Source organism: Methylotenera sp. (assembly GCF_030653755.1).
Lineage (GTDB): Bacteria > Pseudomonadota > Gammaproteobacteria > Burkholderiales > Methylophilaceae > Methylotenera.
This window is the reverse complement of the sequence record NZ_JAURYU010000012.1, coordinates 1-17,890: the sequence shown is the minus strand read 5'-3', so window position 1 is coordinate 17,890 and position 17,890 is coordinate 1. Positions and strand designations below refer to the sequence as shown.

Here is a 17,890-nt window from a genome sequence, read left to right as displayed (position 1 = left end):
TTGATTATAAAGATAGGATTGACTACACAAGGTCTATTGGTTGCCAAATAACCTCTAAACCCAACTCACCCTCAGATGCCTTAAGCTCATGCGCAATACCGACGCCAGGAACACAGGCTAAAGTATCTTGCCAGTATACCAGCGGCAAATGATCACGCTGCCAAGGTGGGAAATTGGCAGCCTGGAGTAAATGCTTAAGTGTTCTCGTTGGCCTTAATACATCTGGTTTAAAACGCTCACCGCCACTACGGTTAGTAATTCTCAGCCTAGTCATCCCAAACTTAAGTGCCAACCCAGCACCTTCAACTTGTCTGAAAATCAGCTTGCCGCCATTGGGTACTATGAGTTCATTTTCACCATTCCAGACCAAATCAAACGGTTCATTGATTTGCTCAATAGAAAGGTAAGCTCTTTGCTGGAATCGTCTTAATGTGTAGTGCTGAATTTTAATACTCAACTCTGCATCAGGCTTGGCGTTGAGCAACTGCTGCAACATCTCAACCAAATGGTCTGAGTTTGGCATGGAAAGCTTGTTTTGTGCAAACCACCATCGCAATAAATTCTTTGCTCGTGATATGCTTAATTGACTGAGTCCCTGCAAACAAACACTGTTATTTATTAGTAAAGTTTGTGCATCTATTTCCGCCAATGTGTCTAACAAAGCATTAGCCTCAGCAAGATGTGATGCGGTTCTTGCCATGACGGACTTCACACTGGGATAACGTGCCTGCAAAACTGGCATCACATCATGACGCACAAAATTACGCTCATATTGGGTATTGTCATTGCTTTCGTCATCACACCACTGAATACCTGCCTGCATAGCATAATCATATAGCGCGGATCTTGAGACCCCCAGTAGCGGCCTAATCAGGCTACGTGTTTGGTCAACTTCGGCCATACTACTAAGCCCCTTCACCCCAGCCCCACGCAATAGTTGCAACATCAAGGTTTCAGCCTGATCATCTTGATGATGTGCGGTCACAATAAAGTCAGCCTGTAGCGAAAGGCGCTCTTCAAATAATACTTGATAGCGTAATTGACGTGCTGCCGCTTCAATCCCTAATTTACTGGATTGATCCACATTGACGTGCGCCACTTTGATTGGCACATTCAGTGATTGGCACTGCTCGATACACAGCGCGGCCCAAGCATCAGCATTAGGACTTAAACCATGATGCACATGTAAGGCGTGTAGCTCAAACCGAAGGATAGGCTTCAGCGAAACCAATAAATGTAACAATACTGAAGAGTCCAAACCACCACTTAATGCCAGCAACAGCTTAGATACTGGCGATGATGCTAATGAGCTTTCATCAGCAGTTAAGTGTTCAGTAAAAAAGGAATGTAGTTCGGATAGTACGGGGTGAAGTTCACTTGAAACAGGCCGGCTTGCTAAAACTTGCTTACCAGCCCTTTTGATAGAAGCGTTACTTTTCGGCAACTTCTTTGAATTTACCATAGCTCATTAAGCGCTCATAACGGCTCACCAATAATGTTTTAATTGATTTAGACTTATAGCGAGTCAACTCTTCTTTTAGCGCTGCTCTTAATGACGCCATCATTTCTTCTGGTGCCCGATGCGCACCGCCCATCGGCTCAGGTACTATTTTATCGACCAAGCCCAATGCTTTCAACTTATCCGCAGTAATTGCAAGCGCTTCAGCGGCGATAGAAGCTTTGTCTGCACTCTTGTATAAAATAGAAGCACAGCCTTCTGGTGAAATCACTGAGTAAGTACCATATTGCAACATGAGTAACTGATCAACAACGCCCAAGGCTAAAGCACCACCAGAACCACCTTCACCAATAATCACACCGATAATAGGTGTTTTAAGCTCAGCCATCACATACAAGTTACGTGCAATTGCCTCAGACTGCCCGCGCTCTTCTGCACCAATGCCAGGATACGCGCCTGGGGTATCAATCAGTGTAATAATTGGTATATTAAACTTTTCGGCCAAGCGGAATAAACGCAAAGCCTTACGGTAGCCTTCAGGGCGTGGCATACCAAAATTACGATATTGACGCTCTTTAATATCACGGCCTTTTTGATGACCAATCACCATCACAGGCTGGCCTTCAAATCTAGCAATACCACCCACAATCGCGGGGTCGTCAGAGAATGCGCGGTCGCCATGCAACTCTTCAAAATCTGTAAATAAAGCTTGAATATAATCTAATGTATATGGGCGTTGTGGGTGACGCGCCAACTGAGAGATTTGCCAAGCAGTTAAGTTGCCATAAATATCTTCAGACAGCTTCTTATTTTTCTTTTCTAATGCTATCAATTCTTTTGAGATATCCAAGTTATCGTGGTCATCATGTGATGAACGCAGGCTCTCAATTTTCGCTTCTAATTGAGCGATTGGCTGTTCAAAATCTAAATAAGTAATTTTCATATCGTTATATTTTGTCTCGAATTATCTGATTCTATAATGCCTATTCTTGTTGCTAGGTGTACATCTGCATTGGCTAACAGACTCATTAAAGAAACGCTAAGTTTGCATAAACCCGTTAAATTTAAGTGGCTTTCAGACCACTAATATCGCCATATCCACAATGCGCTAATTATATAGGATTTTTACGTTATTCTTACTCAACCATTCGGTTAAACTCGCAATCAATTCATCATGCAAATCCACTCGCCAATCATTACCCAGCATGAGTTCAACTTTACTGGTTTGATTATGATATTCAATTTTAATTGGGCACCCGCGATATTCATCTGAGGCACTCACACAATAAGGCTTTAATAATGTCTTTAATTTAAGTGCATCGGATTGACCATTACACATGATTTTCAAAAAACTAGCACGATTATTTCTTAATGCAGAAAGATCATATAGCTTTCGGGCATTCACACGCACACCGCCAGAAAACTCATCGTGGCTAACACGGCCTTCTACAATCACCAATTGGTCATCTTTTAATAATTGTTGCGACTGATTCAACAAATCATTGCCTACCACCACTTCAATTCTGGTGGTGCCATCATCCAAGCCAACGATTGCCATTTTACCGCGCGCAGTCATACGGTTACGCACACCTGAAACAATCCCAGCTAATAGCTGTGGCTGGTCTTTAGGCGCTAAATTTGCCAACGTTGTACTGATAAACTGGCTTAAATCTTTCTGATATGACCAATAAGGATGGCCGCTAAAATAAAAGCCAAGCGCTGCCTTTTCTTCCTGCAAGCGCTGTTGCTCGGGCCATGGTGAAACGCTAGGTAATACATGTACAGATTGGTCAGATGCCTCACCAAACAAACTATTCTGATTACTATTAGCATTCGTTTGCTCGGCAGCACTAATCGCCAACGCTACGCCTGCTAATAAAGCATGCCGATTAGGCTCAAGCTTATCAAACGCGCCAGCCCTAATCAGTGATTCAATCACGCGCCTATTCACTTTACGTAAATCTAAACGACCGCAAAAATCAAACAAGCTTGTAAATGGGCCATCTTTTCTACGCGCTTCCAGAATCACATCAATCGCGGCTGAACCTGTACCTTTAATCGCACCTAAACCATATAAGACTTGCTTCTTACTCACTGGCTTAAATTTGAACTCACTTTCGTTCACGTCAGGGGGCAACACCTCAACCTGATTTGGCGCACAATCATCATAAAAGATATGCACACTGTCTGTGTTGTTCATATCAGCAGACATCGTCGCTGCCAAGAACGCTGCTGGGTAATGTGTTTTAAGAAAAGCCGTATGGTAAGCGACGAGCGCATAGGCTGCAGCATGAGACTTATTAAAACCATACCCTGCAAACTTTTCAAGCAAGTCAAACAAATCACTGGCCTGTTGCTCAGTCATGTTGTTTTTGGTCGCACCCTCAGTAAAAATCTTACGCTGGGCATCCATCTCTTCTTTTTTCTTCTTACCCATCGCACGACGTAGCAAGTCAGCACCGCCTAGACTATAGCCCGCGACAACCTGCGCAATCTGCATCACCTGCTCTTGGTAAACAGCAATCCCATAGGTTTCTTTTAAAATCGGTTCAGTCAATGGATGTGGATATTCAACACGTTGCTTACCATGTTTACGACGACAGTAATCTGGAATCAAATCCATCGGACCAGGTCGATACAAGGCCACCAAAGCAATAATGTCTTCAAAGCAGTCTGGCATCGCCTGCTTAAGCATGTCTTTCATGCCGCGCGACTCTAGCTGGAATACGGCTGTGGTATTGGCAGTTTTTAATAGCTGAAACGTTGGTTTGTCATTGATGGGCAAAGTTTCAAAAGATAATGGTGGCAAGTTACTTTCTGCACGTTGCTTATTGGCATTGACTAAGGCCATGTCTAGGATCGTCAGTGTACGTAAACCCAAAAAGTCGAACTTCACCAGCCCGACTGCCTCAACGTCATCTTTATCATACTGGCTAACCAAGCTTGCACCGTCAGGCTGACAATACACAGGTGAAAAATCAGCAATCTTACTGGGGGAAATCAACACACCGCCTGCATGCATACCGACATTACGTACTAAGCCTTCTAGCCTTAAAGCAAGCTCCAAGAGCTCTTTGACTTCCTCTTCGCGCTCACGACGCTCTGCTAATTGCGGTTCTTTTTCTAAAGCGTCTGACAACGTAATACCAAGCTCAAGCGGGATTAGTTTTGCGATGCCATCCACAAAATTAAACGGCAAATCTAACACACGCCCAACATCGCGAATCACGGCCTTTGCCGCCATGGTACCGAAGGTGGCGATCTGTGAAACAGCATCAATCCCATATTTCTGCTTCACATAATCAATCACACGATCGCGCCCTTCCTGACAGAAGTCGATATCGAAGTCAGGCATAGAAACACGGTCTGGGTTTAAGAAGCGCTCGAACAGTAAGTTATATTCCAATGGATCGAGGTCAGTAATACCTAGGCTGTACGCAACAACAGAGCCTGCACCTGAGCCTCGCCCTGGCCCGACTGGTACGCCATTATTTTTAGCCCAGTTAATAAAATCGGCCACAATTAAGAAATAACCAGCAAAGCCCATCTGGTTAATCACATTAGTTTCAAAATCTAATCGGGCCGCATAAGCATCTTGTTTGCTGATGCGAATCTGTTCATCTGGGAATAGCACTTCCAATCTTTTTGCCAACCCTAAACGTGCTTCTGAAATCAAGTAATCATTCAGACTCACATTATTAGGGGTAGGAAACTGTGGCAAGTAGTTTTTGCCTAATGTAAGGTTTAAATTGCAACGCTTCGCAATTTCCACACTATTGGTAAGAGCCTCCGGCATATCTGCAAAAAGTACTGCAATATCAGCCTGTGTTTTAAAATATTGCTCAGTAGTAAAGTTTTGCGGGCGTCTTTTATCTGCAAGCACATAGCCTTCTGCAATACAGGTTCTAGCCTCATGTGCACGATAATCATCTGGGGTAGTAAACTGAATGGGATGCGTAGCGACGATTGGCAAGCTTAGCTCGTGTGCAATGTGACGAACATGCTGAATATATTGTTCTTCACTTGCCTTATTTGCATCAGTCGCGATGCGTTGCACTTCTAAATAAAAACGTTCTGGAAATAACGCTTGCCACTGATTCGCAAGTTTTTTAGCTAAGCCTAAATTACCCTGTGTGCAGGCTTGGCCTACATCACCAGCAAGGCCGCCAGACAATAGTAGCAAGCCTTCAGTTCCAGCCTCAACAAACCAATCGCGCTTAAATTCCGCACGACCACGATACTGATTGGTTAAATAAGCACGACTTAACAAATGGCACAACGTTAAGTATCCCGCATGTGACTGACACAGCAGCAACAAACGCGAAGGCTGCTCTCGGTTATCAGCATTTTCTAGCCATATATCACAGCCGACAATAGGCTTAACACCCTTACCACGAGCGGCTTTATAGAACTTAATTGCACCGAACAAATTGCTTAAATCTGTCAATGCAAGTGCGGGCATTTGGTCACTCACCGCCTGTTTGACGTAGTCGTCTATTCGCACAATGCCATCAACAATAGAGTACTCGCTGTGGCAACGCAAATGGACAAAACTAGGAGAAACTGAAGGGCTTGGTGTCGTTTGTAGCATAAGGCAATTTTACCTTATTGATGGGTATCGTTGTAAGCAAAGTAGGCACTTAAAACGATAAATAAATTGTGCAAAACTTCAGATTTAGTGCTTGCCAAAATATAGTTTTTAATCATTACTGAAGTAGCCATCACAGCAAAACACGCTCAGTAAAACAAACAAAACATAGGTGAAATAAATATTCACCTATGCTAACGCTTGTAAACTACTCGCGCTTGCAATCTATAAGACCAACAATGAAACTAGGTTAAAGCGCTAATGATTGAGTAAGGCATGAACTTGCTCAATCAGCACTTCATCCTGTACGGGTTTACCTAAGAAAGCATTAACGCCAATTTCTGTTGCCACATTACGATGCTTCTCCGCCGTACGCGAACTAATGATAATGAGCGGTATACCAGCTGTCTGTATGTTATCTCTTACATAGCGAGAGAACTCAAAACCATCCATACGCGGCATTTCTATATCGGTCAAAATAATTGCAGGAGATATTTGCTGCAATTTCTGAATCGCATCCATACCATCATTGGCGGTTACTACCTCAAACCCATCACGCTCCAGCACGCGTGAAAGTACTTTACGCATGGTGAGAGAGTCATCAACAACCAAGGCCACTTTCTTCAACTGCTCAACCACTGGCGCCACATTGGTGACCTTAATTGCACCGCTAGATAACGCCTCTCTATTTGCCAGCAATACTGGGTTAATCACCAAAATAATGGCACCATCGCCCATCACCGTCGCACCGATCATGCCTGGCACATGCGCCAACTGGGTTCCCATAGGCTTCATCACCACCTCTTGGTTACCAATCAACTCATCTACATGTAACGCCGTGCGGTAAGCACCGCTGCGCAGTAAAACAACAGGGGTATAAGTATGCGCTTGCGCTATGTGATCAACATCACCAACTAGTTTTGACAAGAAATGTAATGGGTATTCTCTGTCAGCCCAAGTAATCTTGTTTGCATGATAAGCATCGCTTAAATCTATGGTTTTAAGTTTTTGCACCTGCTCAACCATTACAGATGGAATCGCATAAGTTTGGTTACCTACGCGGGCAAGTACCACTTGTGCAACTGAGAGCGTGACAGGCAAGTAAATATTAAACATGGCACCTAAGCCAGATGCATTACTTACATCAATACGCCCACCCAATGCAGCAATATCGCTACGCACTGCATCCAAGCCAACTCCACGTCCAGCGATTTGTGAGACGTTATCCGCGGTAGAAAAGCCTGGCTCAAAAATAATGGTCATCAAGGCTTGGTCAGACACTTCCTGATCAGCACTAAACAAACCTTTTTCAATCGCCTTTTGTTTAACTTTAGCTAAATTAACACCCGCACCGTCGTCTGTGATCACCAGTGTAATTTCGTCATTTTCCAAGCTGACTTTCAGCTTGATGTGCCCCACTTCAGATTTTCCTAACTTTACGCGCTCAGCGGCTGACTCTAGCCCATGTGCAACTGCGTTACGTAACAGATGCTCTAGAGGTGCACCCATTTTGTCCAACACTCCTCGATCAAGCTCAATAGCTTCACCTTCAATGGTCATTTCGACGCGCTTATTCAACTCTCTAGCAGTTTGGCGTACGATACGCTGCAAACGCTCAGAGATAGTTGAAAATGGCAACATACGTACGCTCATCAAACCTTGTTGCAACTCACGGTTCATGCGGTTTTGTTGCTGTAATGCAGCATCGGTCTGATCAAGATTTAGTAACAAACCATGTTGAATGGTCGCCACGTCGTTCACACTCTCGGCCATCATGCGGGTAAGCTCTTGCAGTCGTGTAAATCGGTCAAACTCTAGTGGGTCAAATGTCTCATTTGCCTCTTGCAACAAACTCATACGGGATTGCAACTGGGTTTCTGCTTCAATTTCCAACTCGCGCAGATAGCTACGCAACCTGCTAATACTATCAGTCAAATCAGTGGATGACTGCTTGAAGTTTTGCATTTCCCTATCCATGCGAGAGCGCATGATAGAAACCTCACCAGCCTCATTAATCAGTCTATCTAACACATCAGCGCGCATACGTAAGAACTGCGTTTTACGCTCGCTCTGTCTTGTAGTTTTCGGTGTGGCCGTTTTTGCTTGAGATGTTAAGCCTTTAGCCATGCCCATTTCACCGATAACATCCTCTAACATATAGCCAATGCGGTCGAACTCAAGAAACATTGCATCGAAATCATCGGACGTCACTTGGTGCCTCAATGCGCGAATCACATGGTCTTCCATCCCATGTACGCTATCACCAATCACCGCCTGCCCCGCCATACGAGCACTACCTTTTAAGGTATGTAACGCACGTTGTAATGAATCAGGATATTCAGCTTCTTTTGGATTGGTACGCCAGCCTCTTAAGTCTTTGCCAATTTGCGGAATTAACTCACGCGCTTCTTCAATAAATAGTGCGAGCAACTCTTCATTGACGATTGCATCTTTACGCTGCAAAGCCTGCTCTGCTGCTAGTAAGGTATCCTCCCCTACTGGAACCTCAGCTAATATCTCAATCGGATCTGTAATACTTTGTTCATTAACAATCGGCTCTATTTGGCTTACTTTTGTTTTAGGCCTTGGTTTTGATTTTTTCTTAGAACTCTCTGCTTTTTCCACTTCTAAGACTGCAGCTTCTGCCAACTGTGCTGCAGAAGCTTGCATAGCGGCAGTTGATTCGCTCAACGCAACAATCAAAGCACGTGAAGACCTAGGGGTTTTTAATGCTTTAGCTTTTTCCAAGCCATCGGACAATGCTTTAACCACGCTACCATAGAGCGTGATGTGTTGTGACGTCCAGATACTATGATGTTCATCTAACCAATGCTCCAAGGCTCTTGCTAAGTCACCAATTGCCTTAAAGCCTGCTGTTAATGCATTGCTACCCAACGTGTGCGCTGCACGACAACTCTCTGGTGTTGGCAAATCGGAAGAATCCACCACCAACATCGCTTGCGCATCAACAAGCGTTTGCAAGTGCTGCTGTGCTTCACCCAAAAATATATTAAAGAAAGCTTTACTTAATTTACGTGTGCCGCCAATTAACACTTCTTCTTTTTGCACTTTAGGCTGAGCGGTTGCTAACGATTGCTCAAGCTCTAATGCTAACTCAGTTGCTTGTTGCTGAAATGGACCTGGCGTTAAACTGACCTTTTGGTGTTGCTGCAACAAGGCTACCCAAGTTGCAAACTCAGCACTCACTTTTTCAACAAAAGCTAAAATTGCAGGTGTAGGAAAAGTTTTACGATCTAAGACAATATTAAGTAGATTTTCTACAGCCCAAGCCACTTCACCCATGCCTAGCAACCCAACAGTACGGCCACTACCTTTCAATGTATGGTAGGCTCTTCGCACCTCAACAAAAGCATCACTATCTGTAGCATTAACGCGCAAGGCTTGTAGATTTTGAGCCAGTGACGCAAGCACCTCCTCAGCCTCGGCTAAGAAAATATCTTGTAATTCAGGATCAAACGCTTGATCAATCACTTCGTCAACCAAAAGCCCGACTTCAGCTACTGGAACGATAGCAGGCGGAGTGGAAGTCACTACAACTTCATCATCACTTAGATTTAAATCAATCGCGGAAAGATCAATCTCCAGCGCATCATGAGCAACATTAAGCTCTAATGAAGCAGCTGCTTGTTCCAAGCGAAGCAATGCCTCAGCTAACGCATGTTCAGCTTCTGCATGAACATGCGGTAGCTCTTCTGCGTACAAACCTAACATACTTAGATTTTCTGCAATCAACTCAAAAACAGATTGTATGTCTTTACTGTCTTTATTTATTTGACTATCACTACTTCTAAAGTGATCCACAAAAGTAGCACTTAACTGTGCAACAGATTTTGGCACAGGCATTTCTAGCATATCGAACGCAGCTGAAACTTGTTGTAGAGATTTACCAGCCTCTTCAAGCTCATTGATACTTTCTGGGTTTCTGAAAAAAGTATCCAACGCTTTTTCTACAATAGTTAATGCAGCCAACACCTGTTTAGCAACAGCCTCTACCAAAGAGGCATCATGTTGAGTGGTAGCAAATGCCTCAAGTGCTGGCGCTAAAGCTTCGCCCAGTATCACTGCATTTAGGCGTGAAATTTGTGTAGTAATTTTTTGGCTAGCTTCAGCATCAAGCTGATGGTAATTATCACAACTTGACTCTAGCAGATTCAATGAAGCAGCTATTTCAATAAATGCAGCATCATTTAGCTTAGCAACATCATTCTGCAAAGTAGCCATGGTTTGATGGGTTGCATTAAATAAATTCACAACGTCTTCATGATTAACACCCTGTTGAACAGTATTCTGAATATGTTCTAACTTATTCAGCAATGTCGCTAAGTCGTTTGCGCTAGTCGTTACATCACTTGAGCTAATGCTAGCCCATAAATCTTTAAATGTCGGAATATCAGCAACTAACTGTGCCAATGCTGCCTGCTCGGCTGCATTAGAACTGGCTGCTACCGCTTGTGTAACTGAAGGTAAAGCAGCATCTAGTTCAAACGTATTTTTAACTGCAGAAATTGTCTCTGAACTTCTATCGCTTATTGCAACGTAATAAAGTAAATCACGTAATAGGCGGGATGGCACTTTTGCTTCTCCCATCGCTACATTACGTAACTGCCGGTCTAATTTGCTGCAAAGCTTTTTAGCGCCTGGATTCTCAGCCACCTTATCTTGAGCAAGTGCATCAGTAAATGCAGTGGCAGTCCACCATAGCGTTTTCGATGCATTTCTAGACTGAACCTCTTGAACTTTTGTCACCGCTTGACGCATACCATCCAATGCTACAGGATCTTTTGTACGCAACCAGTCTAACAAAGACTTTTGAAAAGCAGCTCTTTGCTCCGATACAAAAATTGGTATGGATGACTCTTCAATTGGGTTGCTTGGCAAGTCTTTAGGTGCACTATTATCAACATCGGGAAAGAATAACTCACTCTCATCCAATGACTCACCTTGTGCCTCAACGATAGGCTTGAGTGACTTGTACAGACTTATTGGCTGATCAGGCATACCATTAAGCAAATCTTGCAGATACTTAGATAGCGTCTCAACCCCTACAATAAGCGATTCCATTACCTCTTGAGTCACGGGAATGAACTGCTTCGCTAAACTATCAGCAAGCTTTTCCATCTCATGACAATAGCGTTTACATCCTTCCAAACCCACCATATCAAGTGCGCCGCTCACTTGGTACAAATGTGCGATGGTAAATCTTAAGTTCGCAAACTCACTTGGAGTTTGATTGACCTCGCTAAAGCTTTCCAGCACTTTTTTCAGCGACTGATCAATCTCATCTTTAACCCAAGACAACGGGCCAGTATCAAATGCTTCAGGCATTATTTACTTCCATCTTTAGTTTGTAGTTTTTCATGGCGTTTTTGTGTCTTATGCTAAAAATTAAACTTCTACGCAAAATATTAAAATGCCTAAAGTTTAAAACCAGCCACTGAATCACGTAATTCCTCTGCCAACGATGTGAGCTGCCCAACAGATTCAGCAGTAAGCTTTGTACCCTCTGTGGTCTGTGTTGTAATTTCTTGAATCATCTGCATGTTGTTTGCTACCGTTGTAGCAGACTCAGTTTGTGCGTTAGTGGCCGCAGAAATAGACTGAATAAGACGTGCGAGGTTAGTCGTAACAGACTCAATCTCATTCAGTGCCTGTCCAGCGGCATCAGCAACACGCGCACCCTCAACCACACCCTCAGTACTTTTCTCCATCGCCGCAACTGCACCGTGTGTATCTGTTTGAATAGTTTTCACAATCGCACTAATCTGTTTTGTCGCTTCAGACGAACGTTCCGCCAAACGCTGAACCTCCTCAGCAACCACAGTAAAGCCTCGGCCTGCTTCACCTGCAGACGCTGCCTGAATCGCAGCGTTCAACGCTAAAATGTTCGTTTGCTCGGTAATGTCTGAAATCAACTCAACGATTTCACTAATCTCTTGTGAGCTTTCACCCAAACGTTTAATACGTTTAGAGGTTTCTTGAATCTGGGTACGAATCTCGTTCATCCCTGAAATAGTATTCTGTACCGCTTGCGAACCTTGAATAGCGGCTTCTAACGAACGTTGCGCCACCTGAGAGGCCTGCTCTGCATTGCTAGACACTTGCAAAATAGAACGCGTCATATCGTTTACGGCTTGTGTCGTTTGTGTAATCTGCGTTGCTTGCGTTTCAGCAGCAGTCAGCAATTGCTCAGAGGTTCCCTGTGCGACAGAAGTCGCAGAAGTAACTTGCTCGGTTGCTCGGTTAATTTCAACAACAAGGTCTCGCAAGCTATCAATCGTATAGTTAATAGAGTCAGCAATTGCACCAGCAATATTGTCGCGTACTTCGGCTTTTACAGTTAAGTCACCATCAGCTAAGTCACCCATCTCATCTAGCAACTGCAAAACTGCCTCTTGGTTTTCTTGCCCTTCTTTGGCAAGCTGACTTGTTAAAGTAATCGATTGTGCAGCCTGTTTTTTACCAAAGAAATACATCAAAGTAAGCAACACTAAACCTAGTAACAATAAACCAATCAAAACAAACTGAATAAATCGAGTTTGTGATTCAATCAACGCCTTGTTTTCTTTAGCAATAGCCTGCGTAAACGTGTTACCTGCTTGTTTAGATGTTTCAAAAGCTGCTGTTAAATCTAGCAATGGTGCTGATGCCGCGACTGTACCTAAAGGTAAAGCAGGAATATAACGCTTATTTGCTACTTCAAAAAAGTTTTCGCCCGCATGAATCACATCCTCTAAAGGGGCAGCTAATTTTTGATTATTCAAGTTTTTACGCCAATATTCAGAACGCGCTTTGAACAACGCTTCACTTTTTGCTGCATTTGATAAGGCGTTATCACGTTTTTGGTTATTAAAACTGGTAGATGCAACATAAGCCTCGTTATATGAAGCAAATGCATCTAATGGAAACATAGGCGGCGGATTAGTATCAGCCGTCAGCTTTTCATAAGTATCTAATATGTTATAAATAGGGCCATTCACGCGAACTTGGTTAATTACCCAGAAGCTCAATAAAGCAAATAAAATAAATGCCACAATCTGCAAGAAAAGCTGACGGTAACCCGAACCAACGGCTGCATCAGGATTACTTTTCTTAGAAATCTTTGAGTTAGAAATTTTTTCTTTAACATTATTAAAGAACCCACCTACCAAAGATCCCACTTGTGGTGGCAGGCTTTTTATCGCTGCAAGATTTAATGCCATTGTTAACCCCAATTTCTAAATTTATTATGCCTACTTAACAACTTAAGAACCAAAATAACTATTGCTTTACTAGACTTCCATTTAATTAGATATGCACTAATGCGTTGGCTGGACAAAGCTTTTATTTTGCACAAGCGCTTCTATATCAAGCTCCAACCAATCATTACCCTCTGTATCTATGAAACCATTCACACTATATAAACTAGAGGCATCCTCAATAGTCTGAGCTTGCATAGTTTGAATACTACGCAACCCGATTAAACTATCCACTAACAAGGCAACTTGCTCTGTAGATTCTGTACTAAGCAGCAGAATGCGATTATTAACCGATTTTGACGTTGCTGGCATTCCCATAAACTGTGCTAAGTCTGAGATGCTATATAAATTACCCCGGACGTTAGCAACTCCCAAAAACCACACTTTAGTAAATGGGACTGATTGCAATGGTGGTACTGGCAACACCTCTTTTACGTCTTGCAGGTTAATTAAAAACCTTTTATTGCCGACAGTCACGCCTAAACGAGATGAGGACTCCCCACCTACCTGATTCGCAGCATCTTTCAGCTTGGCAAGAATCGCCTCTTGAAACTCACGTAAATTAGATGTTTGCGCCACGATTTATTATCAATCCCAATCAATATTATTAAAATAAAGAAAAACGCATAACTTTAAAGAGATAAGACCCACAAAAAATATCAAACTACTTAATGACTATTCAATTTTTTTAATTAAGGCTAACAAATCGGCTTCTATAACAGGCTTAGTTACACAAGCTTTAGCGCCCATTTTCAATGCCCAAGCCAAATCTGTTGCTTGAGACTTACCCGTACACAAAATCACGGGGATATGCGCAGTCGCAGGATTCTTTGTCAGCGTGCGCGTCACCTGAAAACCTGTTAACCCAGGCATCACAACATCACACAACACAAGATCTGGTGGATTATCATTCACTTTATTTAAGCACTCTTCACCGCTCTCTGCACCAATCACTTGGTAGCCAGCCGTTTCTAACATTTCGGTCAGAAAAAAACGGTCTGTTGCTGAATCATCGACGACTAAAATAGTTTGTATTGCCATATTCAATCCACCTCTTTTTGATGACTTTTAGCTTTAGCGGCATAAATCTGCACAGCTTCTATCAGTGTTTCTTGGGTAAAGGGTTTGGTAAGGTATTGGTCTGATCCGACCATACGACCACGTGCACGGTCGAACAAGCCATCTTTGCTAGACAGCATAATGACAGGCGTTGTTTTATAGCGTGCATTTCTTTTAATGAGAGAACAAGTTTGATACCCATCAAGCCTAGGCATCATAATATCAACAAAAATTAAATCAGGATGTTCATTAGAAATTTTTGCTAATGCATCAAAACCATCCTCTGCGAGAATGACTTGGCAACCAGAAGCTTTAAGAAATATCTCAGCACTACGACGAATCGTATTGCTATCATCTATGACCATGACTTTGATTGTTGAGAGCTGATCTAATGTCAGCTTTTCCTGAAACGGCTTTTCCTGGGTCACCAGTAAGCTCCTTTATTTTATATGCATCACTACTTTAATTAGCTTTAGTGCACTTATTGTGCTTCATTTTATATACAGTCTGTCTTAATAAGCAATACTATTTGAAATATTATTCAAAATAATAATAATATTTATTTCAACCACTCTTAAGGGTAGTCTATAATAAAATTACAAATCATTACAATTGATGATTACAATTTATAATAAATAAAAATCTAGTGCAACAATTAAAGATTTAACGGGAAATGCAGTTCACCAAGGGGTAAGCATGATAATTAGGCAAGAATCATTAACAGCTAAAATGACACTTAAGGATTTATCCTCCACATCTCCTTTACCGTCAGCTAATTTGGTACTGGTATTTGGATCAGTTAAACGTTTTGGTGAGGCAAAGCTACAAAGCACATTAAAAGCACGCTACCCCACCGCACAAATTATCGGCTGCTCTACCTCTGGTGAAATCACAGCCTCTGGCGTTTATGATGACAGCCTACAAATTACCGCTATTCTGTGGGAAAAAACCGTACAACGCGTGACCCATACCAAAATGACTGGGATGCAAAACTCATATGAAACTGCCGTAAGCTTAGCCAAACAACTAAAGTCAGATAGCTTAAAAGCCGTGCTGGTCTACTCAGATGGTTTAAATGTAAATGGCTCCGAATTACTAGAAGGCTTTAAAAGTGAACTTGGCGAAACGCCGATTATGGGCGGTATGGCTGGTGATGGTTTTAACTTCAGTAAAACAGTACAGCTATTTAATGACACTGTATCAGACGGCCTAGTCATTGCCGTTGGCTTATATGGCAACAGCTTAATTGCTGCAACAGGCGTTGGCCTAGGCTGGAAACCATATGGCCCACCTCGCAAAGTCACCAAATCTGACAAGAACGTTGTACTTGAACTTGATGGAAAACCAGCGCTCCCCTTATACAACATGTATATTGGATCACACTCAGCTAAAGGCCTACCTGGTAGTGGTTTAAATTTCCCATTTGCCATTATTGAAGATGGAAAACGCGATATTGAAAAAATTCGTACATTGTTAGCTATAGATCCAAAAAACAATAGCCTCACCTTTGCAGGTAATGTCAATGAAGGTGAAACAGTGCGCTTCTGCCAATCAACCCACGACAGGTTAGTGGAAGGCGCTGGAGATGCTGCCCACTTAGTCTCTAACCATGCCAATGTCAACCAAACAGGCTTGGCTATTTGCGTGAGTTGTGTTGGACGTAAAGGCGTAATGGCAGAGCTTGTGACTGATGAAGTGAAGCTAGTACAACAGATTTTAGGTGGCCAAACCGCGATTACGGGCTTTTACTCATATGGCGAGTTTGCACCAAGACCAGATACTAGCGACAGCGTACTGCACAACCAAACCATGACGATTGGTTATTTAAGTGAAGATCTACTCGCTTAAATCACTCTACCCGCTTGAAAAAGAATGGTTTAACAAGCTTGTATAAACAGGCAGGTAGTTACCACAAAATAAATAGTGAGTATAAACAAGCACCAACCTAACCCACACTAGAGTTATGGTTGATTGCTTGCGCTATAAACGATAGAGTTAGCCCCTTTATACACAAGGAGAATTTAGCATGGCAACCGTGACCCTAAAAGGCAACCCAGTTAATGTTGGTGGCAACCTTCCACAAGCAGGCCAAACAGCCCCTAACTTTGCACTCGCTAATGCAAAACGTGAATTAGTTTCACTAGACGCATACTCTGGTAAACGCAAAGTATTAAACATTTTCCCAAGTATCGATACCCCTACTTGCGCAACATCAGTACGTACATTCAACCAAAAAGCGAGCAGCGTCGCCAACACTGTTGTGTTATGTATCTCTGCTGACTTACCTTTCGCACAAAGCCGCTTCTGTGGCGCTGAGGGGATTGAGAATGTAGTGACACTTTCTACATTCCGTGACACAGCTAAATTTGCATCAGACTATGGCGTATTCATTACCGACAGCAGCTTAGCAGGCTTAACAGCACGCGCTGTTGTAGTATTGGATGAAAACAATAAAGTACTGCACAGTGAATTAGTGGCAGAAATTGCTGACGAACCTAACTACGAAGCAGCGTTAGCTGTTTTATAAGTAGTTGTTCGCTTGAATGACTAAAAGCCCAGCAGATTAACTTGCTGGGCTTTTTATTTGATACTCATCAGTTGTGTCAGTATCAACATACAATTACATTGTGATTATTGATTGATGCATATAAAACCTACTTTAGGATGTACTATTTATTAATAACCATATGATTTTAATTAAAAATTCATACTATTTCATCAGAGTAAATATCCATTGACGCAAAGTTTTACGTCAAATAGGATGTCTACTTAACGTTAGGTATTCAAATGCTTGGAGAATTTAAATGGTCATTGAAGGTTGCAGCATGGCTAGCATTCACTCTTCTCGTATTCGCGGTAATTAGTTACAACATACCTGAGCATCCAACACCAAATGAAACTGTACTTCTTCCAGGTTATCAATTTATTGATTACGCTATGTATCTAATTGGCATTGCTATGTTATTGGCAATAATTCGTAAACGTAAAATCATTTTAAATTTTGAGGTTAATTTACTTGAGGGCTTAATAGCATTAAGTGGCGCCGCTCTATTCATCTCACCATTTGCTGCATTATTGGTTAAATTTCTTTCGCAGGTTATTGCAAATGCAAATACCTAACCCACCATTCAAGCGGGACGCTTTACAGCGCCCCTTAATTTAAACGTTATGCGTAAAAAAGATTGCCATGGCGAATAACTGGAACATCCCTGCTTGGTTAGAAGCTGAGGTTCGCGCTAGAGACAAGGACTGTGTCTATTGCGGTACACCATTCACCCTTTCCAAAATCTCTAAAAAGTCAGCCGCAAGTTGGGAACATATAATCAATGATGAAAAAATCATCACAAGAGAAAACATTGCCCTCTGCTGCTGTGGATGTAACGCCAGCAAAGGACAGAAACAGCTTTCTGTATGGTTGCAGTCAAAATATTGCAAAGAGCGTGAAATTACAGAAAAATCAGTAGCCCCTATAATCAAACAGGCAATTGCTAATGGGCTATAAACTACGCATAACCCATCATTCAAGCG

Annotated in this window: 12 protein-coding genes; 4 read left to right on the top strand and 8 right to left on the bottom strand. The window is 42.5% G+C overall.

Annotation, left to right across the window (positions count from 1 at the left end):
- Positions 1-22: 22 nt before the first annotated feature.
- From tilS to Q7U33_RS02530, 8 genes are all read right to left on the bottom strand, one after another.
- A complete protein-coding gene (gene tilS, locus Q7U33_RS02565; RefSeq protein ID WP_304858024.1) occupies positions 23-1,462 on the bottom strand; it encodes a tRNA lysidine(34) synthetase TilS in 1,440 nt (479 codons plus the stop codon).
- A complete protein-coding gene (locus Q7U33_RS02560; RefSeq protein WP_304858023.1) occupies positions 1,431-2,402 on the bottom strand; it encodes an acetyl-CoA carboxylase carboxyltransferase subunit alpha in 972 nt (323 codons plus the stop codon). The genes tilS and Q7U33_RS02560 overlap by 32 nt, the downstream gene beginning before the upstream one ends.
- A 165-nt stretch (positions 2,403-2,567) precedes the next feature.
- The gene (gene dnaE, locus Q7U33_RS02555) at positions 2,568-6,050 is read right to left on the bottom strand and encodes a DNA polymerase III subunit alpha (RefSeq protein ID WP_304858022.1); all 3,483 of its coding nucleotides are present in this window, start codon (positions 6,048-6,050) and stop codon (positions 2,568-2,570) included.
- A gap of 255 nt (positions 6,051-6,305) precedes the next feature.
- On the bottom strand, positions 6,306-11,393 hold the full coding sequence (locus Q7U33_RS02550; RefSeq protein ID WP_304858021.1) for an Hpt domain-containing protein: 5,088 nt from the start codon (positions 11,391-11,393) through the stop codon (positions 6,306-6,308).
- 89 nt (positions 11,394-11,482) lie between these two features.
- Positions 11,483-13,267: a methyl-accepting chemotaxis protein gene (locus Q7U33_RS02545; protein ID WP_304858020.1), complete on the bottom strand. Its 1,785-nt coding sequence runs from the start codon at positions 13,265-13,267 to the stop codon at positions 11,483-11,485.
- A gap of 96 nt (positions 13,268-13,363) precedes the next feature.
- Positions 13,364-13,882, bottom strand: coding sequence for a chemotaxis protein CheW (locus tag Q7U33_RS02540; RefSeq protein WP_304858019.1), 519 nt, complete (start codon positions 13,880-13,882; stop codon positions 13,364-13,366).
- 96 nt (positions 13,883-13,978) lie between these two features.
- On the bottom strand, positions 13,979-14,344 hold the full coding sequence (locus Q7U33_RS02535; protein ID WP_304858018.1) for a response regulator: 366 nt from the start codon (positions 14,342-14,344) through the stop codon (positions 13,979-13,981).
- Positions 14,345-14,346: 2 nt separating this feature from the next.
- A complete protein-coding gene (locus Q7U33_RS02530) occupies positions 14,347-14,727 on the bottom strand; it encodes a PleD family two-component system response regulator (RefSeq protein ID WP_304858034.1) in 381 nt (126 codons plus the stop codon).
- A gap of 331 nt (positions 14,728-15,058) precedes the next feature.
- On the opposite strand from Q7U33_RS02530, the gene Q7U33_RS02525 reads away from it, so the two are divergent.
- The 4 genes from Q7U33_RS02525 to Q7U33_RS02510 all read left to right on the top strand — a co-directional run bounded on the left by Q7U33_RS02525 (position 15,059) and on the right by Q7U33_RS02510 (position 17,864).
- A complete protein-coding gene (locus Q7U33_RS02525) occupies positions 15,059-16,210 on the top strand; it encodes an FIST signal transduction protein (RefSeq protein WP_304858017.1) in 1,152 nt (383 codons plus the stop codon).
- Between the two features lie 178 nt (positions 16,211-16,388).
- The gene (gene tpx, locus Q7U33_RS02520) at positions 16,389-16,889 is read left to right on the top strand and encodes a thiol peroxidase (RefSeq protein ID WP_019898223.1); all 501 of its coding nucleotides are present in this window, start codon (positions 16,389-16,391) and stop codon (positions 16,887-16,889) included.
- 260 nt (positions 16,890-17,149) lie between these two features.
- A complete protein-coding gene (locus tag Q7U33_RS02515; protein WP_304858016.1) occupies positions 17,150-17,482 on the top strand; it encodes a hypothetical protein in 333 nt (110 codons plus the stop codon).
- A gap of 67 nt (positions 17,483-17,549) precedes the next feature.
- Positions 17,550-17,864, top strand: a complete 315-nt coding sequence (locus tag Q7U33_RS02510; RefSeq protein ID WP_304858015.1) for a hypothetical protein — start codon at positions 17,550-17,552, stop codon at positions 17,862-17,864.
- Positions 17,865-17,890: the final 26 nt, after the last annotated feature.